Origin of the sequence: Stenotrophomonas sp. S49 (assembly GCF_016624905.1) — a bacterium.
Classification (GTDB): Bacteria; Pseudomonadota; Gammaproteobacteria; order Xanthomonadales; family Xanthomonadaceae; genus Stenotrophomonas.
The window spans coordinates 1-12,772 of sequence record NZ_JACVUD010000116.1 but is presented as its reverse complement, the minus strand read 5'-3'; the positions used below and the strand labels follow the sequence as shown (position 1 = coordinate 12,772).

Genomic DNA, 12,772 nt, shown 5'->3' with positions numbered 1-12,772 from the left:
CCCCCCCCCCCCCCCCCCCCCCCCCCCCCCCCCCCCCCCCCCCCGCTACCGGATGCAATGCTGGCTTACGACAGCTGCTGCTTGACCAGCTTGGACACCAGGCCCATGTCGGCCTGGCCAGCCAGCTTCGGCTTCAGCGCGCCCATCAGCTTGCCGATGTCGGCCGGGGTGCTGGCGCCGGTTTCGGCCATGGCAGCCTGGATGGCGGCCACGATTTCGGCTTCGCCCATCTTGGCCGGCAGGTAGGCTTCGATCACCACGATCTCGGCGCGCTCGATCTCGGCCAGGTCTTCACGGTTGGCCGCTTCGTACTGGCTGACCGAGTCCTTGCGCTGCTTGACCATCTTGTCCAGCACGGCGATCACGGCGGTGTCATCCAGCTCGATGCGCTCGTCCACTTCCTTCTGCTTGATGGCGGCGTTGATCAGGCGGATCACGCCCAGCTTGTGCTTCTCGCCGCCCTTCATGGCGGCCTTCATGTCTTCGGTGAGCTGCTGCTTCATGCTCATGAGGAACCTCGAGGTGATGGTGGTGGGGCAGGGCGGATGCCCGGGCCCGGAAACGCAAAAAGCCGGCAACGCTCGCGCGTGCCGGCTTCGACTCCACTGCGGAAGGACGAGCCCGCCGCAATGAAGATGCGTCCGATCAGTACAGGCGCTGACGCTTGGTGACGTCGCGCGACGAGCGGCGCAGCTGACGCTTCACAGCAGCGGCGGCCTTGCGCTTGCGCTCCTGGGTCGGCTTTTCGTAGAACTCGCGCTTGCGGGTTTCGGCCAGCACACCGGCCTTTTCGCAAGTGCGCTTGAAGCGGCGAAGAGCAAACTCGAAGGGCTCGTTCTCGCGGACTTTGACGCTGGGCATGGAATCTCCGGGACACAGTAGAACCGGGTCACGCCCGGCGAGCCGCACATTATAGCGGCGAAAAGACAAACTGCAAGCGGCCAACCCTGAATACGGGCCGGTGGTTCGATTGCAGAGGGTTCTGCACAGTCCCCGAGGGAACGGCAGGGGCGTCATAATAGCAGGCATGCGAGTCCTTGGCATCGAATCTTCCTGTGATGAGACCGGCGTGGCGGTGTATGACACCGACCTGGCCGGCAGCGCGGCCCTGCGCGCCCATGCGGTCTACAGCCAGATCGCCCTGCACGCCGAATACGGTGGTGTGGTGCCCGAGCTGGCCAGCCGTGACCACGTGCGCAAGCTGCTGCCGTTGATCCGCCAGACCCTGGGCGAGGCCGGGCTGGGCGTGGACGACATTGATGGGGTGGCCTACACGGCCGGCCCCGGCCTGGTCGGCGCCCTGCTGGTGGGGGCGGGCGTGGCCCGTTCGCTGGCCTGGGCGCTGGAGGTGCCGGCAGTGGGCGTACACCATATGGAAGGCCACCTGTTGGCGCCGTTGATGGAAGACGACCCGCCGCAGGCCCCGTTCGTGGCCCTGCTGGTGTCCGGCGGCCATACCCAGCTGGTGGCGGTGGATGCGATCGGCCAGTACCGCCTGCTGGGCGAAACCCTGGACGACGCGGCCGGCGAGGCCTTCGACAAGACCGCCAAGATGATGGGCCTGCCGTACCCGGGGGGGCCGCAGCTGGCCAGGCTGGCCGAGCAGGGCACGCCCGGCGTATACCGCTTCGCACGGCCGATGACCGACCGGCCGGGGCTGGATTTCAGCTTCTCCGGCCTGAAGACCCAGGTCCTGATGGCCTGGCGTGACAGCGACCAGAGCGAGCAGACCCGCGCCGACATTGCCCGTGGCTTCGAAGATGCGGTGGTGGAAACGCTGAGCATCAAGTGCGAGCGCGCACTGGAAGCGGCCGGCACCAACGTGATCGTGGTGGCCGGCGGCGTGGGCGCCAACAAGCGCCTGCGCGCGCGCCTGCAGCAGATGGCCGAACGCCTGGGCGGCCGTGCCTGCTTCCCACGCCCGGCGCTGTGCACCGACAACGGCGCGATGATCGCCTTCGCCGGCGCGCTGCGGCTGCAGGCCGGGCAGCACAACCCGCCGAAGGTCGAGGTGACCCCGCGCTGGGACATGGCGACCCTGCCGGCGGTGTGAACGACGATTTCCCGGCGGCGTAAACCACGCGCGCCGGTAGCGCCGGGCCATGCCCGGCGGACGCATTACGGACGGGCACCCAACGGCGATGCGGCCAGCACCGTCGTCGCCCGCTCATGCCGCTGCAGCCAGCCCAGGGTATGTGGGCAGCGCGCATGGATCAGCCGTCCGATCGCGGCCAGGTCGGCACCGATGTCGCGCTCCAGGATGGGTTCATGGTGGGCGATGCGGTTGCGCAGGTGGCGGATGCGGTCGAGGTCGGCATGGATGTTTGTGCGGACCACGTTGAGGGGACACTGTGGCGCGTTGGGCAACGCGATCTTCAAGCCCCGAGCCCAGATGGCTCCCTCGAAGCGCCGCGTGAAAAGCTGCTGCCAGAACGCGAAGCGAAGGCTGGCGATGATCTCTGGAGTGTCCATCCGACGATACGCCCGCCTATGGATATCCTGCAAGGCAGACAATGCGCCATCTGCTGGCATCCGCTGCAGCAGTGCAGGATGCCAGGGCCAGCGCGGCCCAAAGGCATGCGCCAGTGCCGCGGCGACCGCATTGCGGATGACGATCTCGCAGACGTGCAGAGGCGAAAGAAGTGCGCCGCACATCTGCATGTTCCAGACGTAGAGCGAGGCGGCATCCAGAGAATGCCGGTGTGCGAGATGTTTGTAGGTCGCCCAGCGGGGCCGGGAGAGTGCTGCTTGCAGAATCCGTTGCTCTTTCATTGGCGGCAGGACCACGTTGTGGGCCACCAGCGTGCGCCGTACACCGGGCCGGTGATATCAGGCAACTCCACGCTGTTGCACAGCGCAATTCCCAAGAGCATTCGGGGTTCTCCCAGTGTGTCGTGAATGCCTCTGGACGGCGTGGCGATCGCTCTTCAATATCTGCAGTGTGTGCTTCGGGACTCGCGGCTGGTTTCCAGCTCCCCCCGAGGACGTTGAGAGGTACCAAAGGGCCCCGCTAGCAGGGCCCTTTGTCTTTTGAGGCGCCGGCATCGTCGTAATCGCCTCTTGATCAGCAGGCCTGACGTGCTTCAATTTCGAATGCTGCGCCACCGGGATCCGCGGCTGTTCAACAGCTCCCCCCGGGGACAAACGGTAGTACCAAAGGGCCCCGCTAGCAGGGCCCTTTGTTTTTTCCGCTGCATCCACCGCCACCCCCCGTTCCGGGCAGGCTCACCGCCGTGCCGGTACCATGGCCGTCTGTATTCGGCTGGTAACCGCAATGGACAAGGTTTTCATCGAAGGGCTGACCATCGACGCCCTGATCGGTATCTATGACTGGGAACGGCGCATCCGCCAGGACCTGGTGTTCGATCTGGAAATGGGCTTTGACAACCGTCGCCCGGCCGCCAGCGATGACATTGCCCATACCCTGAACTACAAGGCGGTCAGCAAGCGCCTGGAGCAGTTCGTGCGCGAATCGGAGTTCGGTCTGGTGGAAACGCTGGCCGAGCGCTGCGCGCAGATCGTGCTGGACGAGTTCGAGGTGAAGTGGCTGCGGCTGAAGCTGAGCAAGCCCGGTGCGGTGCGCGGCGCGCGGGCGGTGGGCGTGATCATCGAGCGTTCGCGCGACTGACGTACGCGGGTTTTTCCGCCGGCCGCCGGCCGGCCTGCATGACACAGCAACAAGGAGACAACGAATGGTGGACGCGGTGGTGGCGGTACAGTGGCTGGACCAGCTGCAGAACACACTGGAACCCTATCCCGGCGCCTACCTGGCGTTGATGATTTCGGCGCTGCTGATCGCCGCCGGCCTGGCCAACTGGGTGACCAAACGCATCCTGCTGCGCGGCCTGCGGCGCCTGATCAGCCGCCTGCCCGGTGCCGATACCGGCCGTGGCAGCCACCTGATGCGGGTCATCGCGCGCCTGTCCAACGTGGTGCCCAGCCAGGTGATCGCCTCGGGCGTGGCCCTGATTCCCGATCTGCCGCCGCGCCTGGTGAGTGGCGTGGTGGCGCTGTGTACCGCCTGGGCGGTGCTGACCCTGGCGCTGGCGGTGTCACACGCGCTGGACGCGGCCAACGACCTGTACGAGCGCAAGCCCGATGCCCGCAACAAGCCGATCAAGGGCTACCTGCAGGTGGTCAAGATCGTGGTGTTCGTGGCCGCCGGCCTGTCGATCCTGGCCACCCTGCTGGGGGTGAAGCTGGGGCCGCTGGTGACCGGTCTGGGCGCGGCAACCGCGGTGCTCATGCTGATCTTCCAGGACACCATCCTGTCGCTGGTGGCCAGCGTGCAGATCAGTGGCGATGGCCGCGTGCGCATTGGCGACTGGATTGAAATGCCCAGCCAGAACGCCGATGGAGACGTGATCGACATCGCCCTGCACACCGTCACCGTGCAGAACTTCGACAAGACCATCACCACCATTCCGACCAAGAAGCTGGTGACCGAATCGTTCAAGAACTGGCGTGGCATGCAGGAAGCCGGCGGCCGCCGGATCAAGCGCGCGCTGTACCTGGACCAGCACAGCGTCGGCTTCCTGGATGACGGCGACCTGCAGTTCCTGGGCCAGTTCGCCCTGCTGGGCGACTACCTGCAGCAGAAGGAACAGGAGCTGGGGCAGTGGAACGGGCGCCTGCGCGAGCAGGGCGTGGCCGATGTGAACAGCCGCCGGGTGACCAACCTGGGCACCTTCCGGGTGTACGTGGAGCGCTACCTGCGCAACCACCCCGGCATCCACCAGGACATGACTCTGCTGGTGCGCCAGCTGCAGCCGACCACCGAAGGCCTGCCGCTGGAGCTGTACTGCTTCACCCGCAGCACCGCCTGGGCCGAGTACGAGGCGGTGCAGTCGGACATTTTCGACCACCTGCTGGCCATCCTGCCGGCCTTCGCGCTGCGCGTGTTCCAAGCCTCCAGCGATGCCATGTTGATGGCCGGGCAGCGCCAGCAGGCCGGCTCGGAGTAAGCTGCACGCTCGCGTCCGCACCCGTATGGAACGCCCAGACTGTGGGCGGGCGCACGAAACTGAACGCAGAAACCTCTCGCCAAACCGCCCGGGAACGCTAGAATGCCGGGCTTGTAAACGTTTTCATAAGGACAGCTGGTGGCCTCCGATCGCATCGAATCCCTCATTGCCCAGATGACCGTCGAGGAAAAGGTCGGCCAGCTGGGTGTCTTCGCCGACATGGTGCGTCCGTTCGCGCCGGACGTGAACCCGGAAGCGAACGTGCGCAACGCCGACCAGGTGCTGCAGCAGGTGCGCGAGGGCAAGGTCGGCTCGCTGTTCAATGGCGTGGGCGCCGAACTGGGCCGCCGCATCCAGCAGGTGGCCACCGAGGAAAGCCGCCTGGGCATTCCGGTCATCTTGGCCGCCGACGTGATCCACGGCATGCGCACCGTGTTCCCGATCCCGCTGGGCGAAGCAGCCAGCTTCGAACCGGACCTGGCCGAGCGCACCGCCCGTGCCACCGCCATCGAGGCCACCGCAGCCGGCCTGCACTGGACCTACGCACCGGCGGTGGATATCGCCCGCGACCAGCGCTGGGGCCGCGGTGCCGAAGGCGCCGGTGAGGACGTGGTGCTGGGCTGTGCGTTCGCCGCCGCCCGCGTGCGCGGCTTCCAGGGCAGCGACCTGCGCGCCGCCGATTCGCTGCTGGCCACGCCCAAGCATTTCGCCGCCTACGGCGCGGTGATGGCCGGCATGGAATACAACATGGTGGACATCTCGCCGCAGACCCTGCGCGACGTGCACCTGCCGCCGTTCAAGGCCGCCTTCGATGCCGGCGCGATCACCGTGATGTCCTCGTTCAATGACATCAACGGCGTGCCGGCCAGTGCCAACGCCGAACTGCTGACCGACATCCTGCGTGGTGAGTGGAAGTTCCCGGGCGTGGTCATTTCCGATTACACCGCCGACATGGAACTGGTCGCCCACGGCTATGCCGCCGACGACCGCGATGCCACCGCCAAGGCGTTCACTGCAGGCCTGGACCTGAGCATGCAGAGCGGCTTCTACGCCGAACACCTGCCGGGCCTGGTGGAAAGCGGCGAAGTGCCGATGGCCGTGCTGGACGAAGGTGTGCGCCGCATCCTGTGGCTGAAGGAAACCATCGGCCTGTTCGACGACCCGTACCGTTCGCTGGACCCGGCGCGCGAAGCGGACACCTCGCACATCGCCGCCCACGACGAACTGTCGCGCGACGCCGCGCGCCGTTCCATCGTGCTGCTGAACAACTGCGACAACGTGCTGCCGCTGCAGAAGACCGGGCAGAAGATCGCGCTGATCGGCCCGTTCGTGCAGGACCGCGAGAACATTGAAGGCTGCTGGACCCTGTTCGGCGACAAGCAGCGCTACGTGGATCTGGAAACCGGCGTGCGCGCGGCCATCGGCGATGCAGCGCTGCTGGAAATCGTGCCGGGCTGTGAACTGGAAGCGGCCGTCCCGGGCGGCACCGAAGCAGCCGTGGCCGCTGCGCTGCGCGCCGATGTGGTGGTGCTGGCACTGGGCGAACCGCAGCGCTACAGCGGTGAAGCGCAGTCGCGCGTGGAAATCACCCTGCCGCCGGCACAGCAGGCGCTGGCCGAGGCCGTGGCGATGACCGGCAAGCCGCTGGTGGTGCTGCTGCGCAATGGTCGCGCGCTGGCCCTGCAGGGCGCGGTGCGCAATGCGCACGCCGTGGCGGTTACCTGGTACCTGGGCACGCAGACCGGCCATGCCGTGGCCGATGTGCTGTTCGGCGATTACAGCCCGTCCGGCCGCCTGCCAGTCAGCTTCCCGCAGGTGTCCGGCCAGCAGCCGTACTTCTACAACCACCCGCGCACCGGCCGCCCGGAACTGCCGACCATGTCGGAATTCAAGGCGCGCTGGCGCGAGATTCCGAACGAGCCGCTGTACCCGTTCGGCCACGGCATCGGCTACGCCAGCTTCGCCTACGGCGTGCCGCAGCTGAGCGCCGCGCAGCTGGGCTGGGATGACACCCTCACCGTGACCACCACGCTGACCAACACCGGCCGCGTGACCGGCGAAGAAGTGGTGCAGCTGTACATCCACGACCGCGTGGCCAGCCGCGTGCGCCCGGTGCGTGAACTGAAGGACTTCCGCAAGGTGGCCCTGCAGCCGGGTGAATCGACCGAGGTGGTGTTCACCCTGACCCGCGAACAGCTGGCGTTCACCGGCCGCGACGGCGTGCTGCGTGCCGAGCCGGGCCAGTTCGACGTGTGGGTGTGTGCTTCGTCGGCTGTCGGCGAAGCGGTGCAGTTCGAGCTGCTGAAGGCCTGATCGCGAAGGGTAGCGCCGGGCCATGCCCGGCGTTGCCATGCTCACGATGCACGAACACGCCGGGCGTGGCCCGGCGCTACCATCGGGCTTTCGATCCGATGGAGTCCGCGCATGCGCAAGATTGCTTTCCTGATGCCGGCCCTGCTGCTGGCGGCCTGTTCGCAGCCGCCCGCGCCGGCCGAACCCGCGGCCGACGCACCGCCGCCGATGGACGCCGCGGCCGCGCCCACGCCTGCCGTTGAACCCGCCGCCCCCGCGGTCGCGCCGGCTGAAACCAGCGCCGACGACGCGCGTGCCCGCATCGACAGCGTGCTGGGCGACGCCGCGCAGTACGAAAAGGTGTTCAACGCGTTCAAGACCGCCGTGGTCGGTGGCGACCGTGCGGCCGTCGTGGAAGAAGTGCGCTTCCCGCTCAATGTTGCCGGCGGCAGGAAGATCACCGGCCCGGGTGAGTTCCAGCGCAACTACGAGACCATCATCACCCCGGCAGTGGTCAAGGCCGTGTCCGAACAGGATTTCGGCAAGGTCTTCGTGAACCAGCAGGGCGTGATGATTGGCGATGGCCAGGTCTGGTTGAACGGCACGTGCCTGGATGCGGCGTGCACGCGCAGCGAAGTGAAGGTCATCACCATCCAGTAAATGGAAAGCGAAACGGCCCCGCATGCGGGGCCGTTCCATCTGCGCATTGCCGGGTGATCAGGCCTTCGGCGTGAGCTTCAGCAGGCGTGCCTTGCTGCCATCTTCCAGCAGCCACAGCGCACCGTCCGGGCCCTGTTCCACTTCGCGGATGCGCTCGCCCATGTTGAAGCGCTCGGCCTCGCGGGCGGTGTCGCCGTCGAAGGCCACGCGCACCAGCGAGGTGGACGACAGGCCGCCGATGAAGGCGCTGCCCTTCCACTGCGGGAACAGCGCGCCGTTGTAGAAGATCAACCCGGCCGGGGAAATCACCGGGTTCCAGGTGACCTTCGGTGCGGCAAATTCCGGGCGGGTGTCGTGATCGGGAATCGGGCGGCCATCGTAGTGGTCGCCGTTGGACACGATGGGATAGCCGTAGTTGGAACCGCGCTGGATCAGGTTCAGCTCGTCACCACCGGCCGGACCCATTTCCTGCGCCCACAGCTTGCCGTTGCCATCGAAGGCGATGCCCAGGATGTTGCGGTGGCCCAGCGACCAGACCTGCGCTGCCACGCCGCCCTGCGATGCGAAGGGATTGTCGGCCGGTAGCGAGCCATCGTCGTTCAGGCGCACGATCTTGCCCAGGTTGCTGCCCATGTCCTGCGCCGGATCGAACTTCTGCCGTTCGCTGGACCCGATCCACAGCTTGCCATCCGGGCCGAACACCAGGCGGTGGCCGTAGTGGCCCTGGCCGCTGACCTTCGGCGTCTGTCGCCAGATCACCTGCAGATCCTTCAGCTCGCCGCCGCCCTGTGCATCCAGTGCCAGGGTGGCACGGGCCACGGCCGCGCCGCGTGTGTCCAGCGTGCCTTCTTCGGCATAACTGACGTAAACGACATTGTTGCGGGCGAAGTCCGGATGCAGGATCACATCGCCGAAGCCACCCTGGCCGCCGTAGGCCACCTTCGGCACGCCGCGGATCTCATGCTTGGCGCCGCTGGCGATATCAAAGTGCTGCAGCTTGCCGCGCTTTTCGGTCACCAGCAGGCTGCCGTCGGGCAGGAAGGTCATGGCCCAGGGCTGGTCGAAGCGGCTGACTTCGGTGGCGGTGAACGGGCGCTCGCCAGTGCTGGCCGGCGCTGCGGCGGCTGCGGAGGTGGCTGCCGTGTCCGGGCCGGCGGCGCTGCAGGCGGTGGTGGCAAGGATCGGCAACAGGCCGAGGGCGAGCAGCAGGGGCGTGCGGGTCATGGGTATCTCCAACGGGGATGCGGATGGCCAAGCCCCGTTGTACACCACGGCGGTGTACGGTCGCGTGGTCCAAAGGTCCTGTCGCGCAGAATCACCCGAGCGTGGGGGCCGGCTCCCCGGCAGCGGTGTGGCCGTGCCGCATACAAAAAGAGCCGAGCATGGGCTCGGCTCTACATGATCAGCGGCGGGGCCGATCAGCGGCTGCGCACAAGACGGGGATCGGCCACATGGGCTTCATCCCAGCCGCGACGTACTGCTGCGCGGGCCTGTTCCCATTCCAGCCGGCTGCTGCCGCGCTCAGCAGCCCAACGGCCCTGCAGCTCCGCTTCAACCTGTTCATAGGCGCGGATGATCGCGTCAGCCCGCGTCTCATGCACACGTGCGGCATGCCCGATCCGGTAGGCCGGCTCGTAGTCGTCGAACAGCAGGCTATCGTCGTAATACGGTTCGGCCGTGTAACGGTCGCGCCAGTAATCGAAAACGGCCTGGCGCGGGGTGCTGTCATCCGGCACGCGGCCGGGAATCTGGTAATCGGGCATCGGTCAGGCTCCGTGTGGGGATGAAGCCTGATCGTGCCCGGGCAGCGGTTAACAGCCCGGGCCGGTTACGTGAAGAGCAGGTATCCCCACGGTAGCGCCCGGCAATGCCCGGCGGCCCCGATCACGCGATGTCGGTCTTGCGCGGCAGCTTGTAGATCACCGCGCCGATGGCGAAGGCGATCAGCGCGGCGGCGATGTTCTGCCAGCTGGCGCTGACGAACAGGGCCAGGCACAGCAGCAGCGCCAGTACCGGAATCAGCGGGCCACCGGGCAGCTTCAAGGCGCCGGGCCGGTCGGCAAAGCGCTTGGCCAGCACCAGCACTGCAGCCGCCGTGCCCATGTAGGCGAACAGGCGCGTGGTCATCGACAGCAGGGCCAGCTGCACGAACGAACCCGACAGCGCCAGGCCCAGTGCGATCACGCCCTGGCACAGGATGGCGGCCGCCGGGGTGCGGAAGCGCGGATGCACCTGCGCCAGCACCTTCGGTCCGTAGCCATCGCGGGCCAGGGCGAACAGGAAGCGCGGGCCCATCATCATGGTGTTGCTGTTGGTGCCCAGGATGGAAATGGTGGCGCCCACGGTCAGGATCAGGGCCAGCGCCTCGCCACCGAAGCCGGCGGCGGCATCGGCCAGCGGCGTGGCCGAACTGGCCAGGCCGGCCAGCGTGCCCTGCGCGACCAGCTGCACCGTACCGTAGATCACGGTGACGGTGACGATCATGGTGATCAGCGCGAAGGGAATATCGCGGCGCGGGTTGCGGTATTCACCGGCGGCGGCGGGAATGTTCTCGAACCCGGCATAGGCGTACAGCAGCAGCAGGGCCGCTTCTCCCATGCGTTGCAGATCGTGCGGATCGGGGCGCTGGCCGGAGAAGGCCAGCTGCGGATCGATGTAGAACGCGCCGATGGCCACGAACAGCAGCAGCGGCAGCATCTTGCCGATCACCAGCACGATGCCGGTGCGCGCGGCCGAGCGCACGCCGATGATGTTTACCCCGGTCAGGAAGCCCAGCGACAGCACGATGACCGCAAGCCGGCCGACGCCGGCACCGGCCCACGGCCAGAAGCGCGCCACGGCATCGGCCAGCGCATTGCTGAGTGCGGCGGCGGAACTGATGCGGGTCAGCCAGATCATCCAGCCGATCTCGAAGCCGGCGAAACGGCCGAAGGCTTCGCGCGCGTACAGGTAACTGCCACCGGGTTCATCGAAGTAGCTGGCGGCCTGCGCGTAGCACAGCACCAGCAGGGCCACCACGATGCCCGCGGCGACAACGCCCCACAGGCTGAAGGGACCGAGCAGCGCGACGGTGGCGGCTGGCAGCAGGTAGATGCCGCTGCCGATCACATCGTTGATCGACAGCCCGACGATCTGCCAGCGGCTGACCGCGCGCTGCAGTTGCGGTTCGTCCTGTGCGCTCAACGCAGTGCCCCCGTCAGTGCGGGCAGTTGCCAGCGGTCCTGGTAGTGCAGGTACTGCGCGCGCGGCAGCAGCACGAAGCGCGGCTGTGCGTCATCTTTCAGCCAGGCCAGCAGGGTGTGCATGTGCGCGGCGGTCATGGCGGTGCAGCCGGCGGTGGCCTCGGCGGGCTGGCGCCACAGATGGGCGAAGATGCAACTGCCGCGGCCAGGTTCATTGCCGGCGTTGTGGGCAATGATGAAGCCCTGTCGATAGCGCACGTCGCCCTTGTTGTGCAGATCCAGCCGCATCGGCTCGGTGGAATCCTTTACCGCCTCGGCACCCACCTCGCGCGCGTCCACCAGCTGGTTGTAGTACGGCGATGCCGGTACATCCATGCAGTAGCTGCTTTGCTGCATCGGCAGATAGGTCAGCCCGGTGCTGGCCTTGGCCGCGTAGCCGAAGGCACTGCCGATGGCGAAGACACCGGCCGGGCTGCGGCCATCGCCTTCCTGCTTCTGCGGGCCGTCCATCGGCGCGGCGGCCAGGCCCAGACCCCAGGCGCTGCCCTTGCGCCCGATCGCCACGTCGAATGCCGGGCCCTGCGGCTGCCAGCCCTTGGCGCCGCGCGTGTAGGCCTGCAGCTTGCCCTGCGTGGCATCCCAGTCGTCAGTCACCACTACCACCAGCTGGTTGCTGTGCGCCAGGGGCGGCGGCAGCGGGCTGAGGGCGGCGGCGGGCAACTGCGGCAGCAGGATCAACAGACCCACGCTGACAGCACGACGGAACAAGCGGTTCATGCAGGCACTCCGGTCAGGAATCCAACAGGTGGTCGATCCGCTCCAGGTTCACCGCCAGCTGGCGCTGGCGATCCGGATTGGCATGGCACAGCAGCACGAACAGGAAATCCAGCAGCGCGTGCATGGCACTACGGTACAGCAGCTGCGCCACCTGCGGTGCGCGGTCGTGCGCGCACACCACCAGCGACGCAGCGGCGTGCGCGCGCAGCGGGTTGGCGGTGTGGCGGGTGATCGAAACGACCTTGCCGCCCATGTCCTGGAACTGCCGCGACAGGTGTGAAAGCTGCGGCAGGTGGCCGAACTCGGAAAACACCAGCAGCACATCGCCGGGCCGCGCGGCGGACAGGTTGGCCAGCAGCAGCACCGGGTCGGTGTGGGGCACCACCAGCAGGCCCAGCAGCGAAAGGCGCATGGCGAATTCGCGCGCGTACAGGCCGTCGTCGCCCAGCCCGTACACGAACAGCTTGGGCGCGCCATCGAGCATCTGCACGATGCGTTCGATTTCCTCGCGTGGATTGGCCGCGCGGGTTTCTTCCTCGGCCTGCGCCTTGCTGCGCTGCAGGGCATCGTCCAGCCGCTGGTAATCGTCGCCGCCCTCGGGCTCATGCGGGGCCTGCGGCGCAGCGGTGCCGGCGCGGGCCACGTCCTGGCCGATGGAATACTTCAGGTCCGGGTAGCCCTTGAAGCCCAGCTTCTGGCTGAACTTCACCACGCTGGACTGGCTGATGCCCAGCGCGCTGGCCAGCTGCTGCGAGGAGTAATCGCGCAGCAGGTGGGCGTTGTCCAGGATGAAATCGGCGATGCGGCGTTCGATGGCCGACATCTGCCCACGCTCGGCGCGGATTTTCAGCAGGGGCGGCATGGGGGGCGTCCGGGGGGCGTGCGTTGGAGCATAGG

13 protein-coding genes are annotated in these 12,772 nt (G+C 67.4%); 5 read left to right on the top strand and 8 right to left on the bottom strand.

The features are described from left to right. Nucleotides 1-65: 65 nt before the first annotated feature. Entirely contained in the window at nt 66-509 is a 444-nt protein-coding gene (locus IAE58_RS18225; RefSeq protein WP_108751946.1) for a GatB/YqeY domain-containing protein, read from the bottom strand. A gap of 136 nt (nt 510-645) precedes the next feature. Then, on the bottom strand, nt 646-861 hold the full coding sequence (gene rpsU, locus IAE58_RS18220) for a 30S ribosomal protein S21 (RefSeq protein WP_002808376.1): 216 nt from the start codon (nt 859-861) through the stop codon (nt 646-648). 166 nt (nt 862-1,027) lie between these two features. Here rpsU and tsaD point away from each other — a divergent pair, with 166 nt between their 5' ends. Beyond that, nucleotides 1,028-2,053 (top strand): tRNA (adenosine(37)-N6)-threonylcarbamoyltransferase complex transferase subunit TsaD, encoded by a 1,026-nt coding sequence (gene tsaD / locus IAE58_RS18215; RefSeq protein WP_108751947.1) that lies wholly within the window; start codon nt 1,028-1,030, stop codon nt 2,051-2,053. Nucleotides 2,054-2,118: 65 nt separating this feature from the next. Here the strand turns inward: tsaD and IAE58_RS18210 are convergent, their stop codons facing one another. Continuing rightward, entirely contained in the window at nt 2,119-2,772 is a 654-nt protein-coding gene (locus IAE58_RS18210) for a hypothetical protein (protein ID WP_199934517.1), read from the bottom strand. 502 nt (nt 2,773-3,274) lie between these two features. Here IAE58_RS18210 and folB point away from each other — a divergent pair. The 4 genes from folB to IAE58_RS18190 all read left to right on the top strand — a co-directional run bounded on the left by folB (nt 3,275) and on the right by IAE58_RS18190 (nt 7,916). Beyond that, nucleotides 3,275-3,628, top strand: coding sequence for a dihydroneopterin aldolase (gene folB / locus IAE58_RS18205; protein ID WP_108751949.1), 354 nt, complete (start codon nt 3,275-3,277; stop codon nt 3,626-3,628). A gap of 64 nt (nt 3,629-3,692) precedes the next feature. Continuing rightward, nucleotides 3,693-4,964 carry a mechanosensitive ion channel domain-containing protein gene (locus IAE58_RS18200; protein WP_199934515.1) on the top strand — a complete coding sequence of 424 codons (1,272 nt, stop codon included), beginning with the start codon at nt 3,693-3,695 and terminating at the stop codon, nt 4,962-4,964. 138 nt (nt 4,965-5,102) lie between these two features. Next, entirely contained in the window at nt 5,103-7,277 is a 2,175-nt protein-coding gene (locus IAE58_RS18195; RefSeq protein ID WP_199934514.1) for a glycoside hydrolase family 3 N-terminal domain-containing protein, read from the top strand. A 111-nt stretch (nt 7,278-7,388) separates the two neighbouring features. Then, nucleotides 7,389-7,916: a hypothetical protein gene (locus IAE58_RS18190; protein WP_199934513.1), complete on the top strand. Its 528-nt coding sequence runs from the start codon at nt 7,389-7,391 to the stop codon at nt 7,914-7,916. 57 nt (nt 7,917-7,973) lie between these two features. Here IAE58_RS18190 and IAE58_RS18185 read toward each other — a convergent pair whose 3' ends face one another. From IAE58_RS18185 to IAE58_RS18165, 5 genes are all read right to left on the bottom strand, one after another. Further along, entirely contained in the window at nt 7,974-9,140 is a 1,167-nt protein-coding gene (locus tag IAE58_RS18185; protein ID WP_199934512.1) for a PQQ-dependent sugar dehydrogenase, read from the bottom strand. A gap of 194 nt (nt 9,141-9,334) precedes the next feature. Next, nucleotides 9,335-9,679, bottom strand: coding sequence for a hypothetical protein (locus IAE58_RS18180; RefSeq protein ID WP_199934511.1), 345 nt, complete (start codon nt 9,677-9,679; stop codon nt 9,335-9,337). Between the two features lie 121 nt (nt 9,680-9,800). Next, entirely contained in the window at nt 9,801-11,099 is a 1,299-nt protein-coding gene (locus IAE58_RS18175) for an amino acid permease (RefSeq protein WP_199934510.1), read from the bottom strand. After that, the gene (locus tag IAE58_RS18170; protein ID WP_233615037.1) at nt 11,096-11,875 is read right to left on the bottom strand and encodes a hypothetical protein; all 780 of its coding nucleotides are present in this window, start codon (nt 11,873-11,875) and stop codon (nt 11,096-11,098) included. The genes IAE58_RS18175 and IAE58_RS18170 overlap by 4 nt, the downstream gene beginning before the upstream one ends. A gap of 13 nt (nt 11,876-11,888) precedes the next feature. After that, entirely contained in the window at nt 11,889-12,737 is an 849-nt protein-coding gene (locus IAE58_RS18165; RefSeq protein WP_108751957.1) for a MurR/RpiR family transcriptional regulator, read from the bottom strand. Between the last annotated feature and the right edge of the window lie 35 nt (nt 12,738-12,772).

Excerpts from the sequence above, each read along its gene's own strand:
- IAE58_RS18165 (WP_108751957.1), bottom strand. The coding sequence starts at position 12,737 with ATGCCGCCCCTGCTGAAAATCCGCGCCGAGCGTGGGCAGATGTCGGCC.
- IAE58_RS18180 (WP_199934511.1), bottom strand. The coding sequence starts at position 9,679 with ATGCCCGATTACCAGATTCCCGGCCGCGTGCCGGATGACAGCACCCCG.
- IAE58_RS18210 (WP_199934517.1), bottom strand. The coding sequence starts at position 2,772 with ATGAAAGAGCAACGGATTCTGCAAGCAGCACTCTCCCGGCCCCGCTGG.
- IAE58_RS18185 (WP_199934512.1), bottom strand. The coding sequence starts at position 9,140 with ATGACCCGCACGCCCCTGCTGCTCGCCCTCGGCCTGTTGCCGATCCTT.
- rpsU (WP_002808376.1), bottom strand. The coding sequence starts at position 861 with ATGCCCAGCGTCAAAGTCCGCGAGAACGAGCCCTTCGAGTTTGCTCTT.
- folB (WP_108751949.1), top strand. The coding sequence starts at position 3,275 with ATGGACAAGGTTTTCATCGAAGGGCTGACCATCGACGCCCTGATCGGT.
- IAE58_RS18190 (WP_199934513.1), top strand. The coding sequence starts at position 7,389 with ATGCGCAAGATTGCTTTCCTGATGCCGGCCCTGCTGCTGGCGGCCTGT.
- tsaD (WP_108751947.1), top strand. The coding sequence starts at position 1,028 with ATGCGAGTCCTTGGCATCGAATCTTCCTGTGATGAGACCGGCGTGGCG.
- IAE58_RS18170 (WP_233615037.1), bottom strand. The coding sequence starts at position 11,875 with ATGAACCGCTTGTTCCGTCGTGCTGTCAGCGTGGGTCTGTTGATCCTG.
- IAE58_RS18200 (WP_199934515.1), top strand. The coding sequence starts at position 3,693 with ATGGTGGACGCGGTGGTGGCGGTACAGTGGCTGGACCAGCTGCAGAAC.
- IAE58_RS18225 (WP_108751946.1), bottom strand. The coding sequence starts at position 509 with ATGAGCATGAAGCAGCAGCTCACCGAAGACATGAAGGCCGCCATGAAG.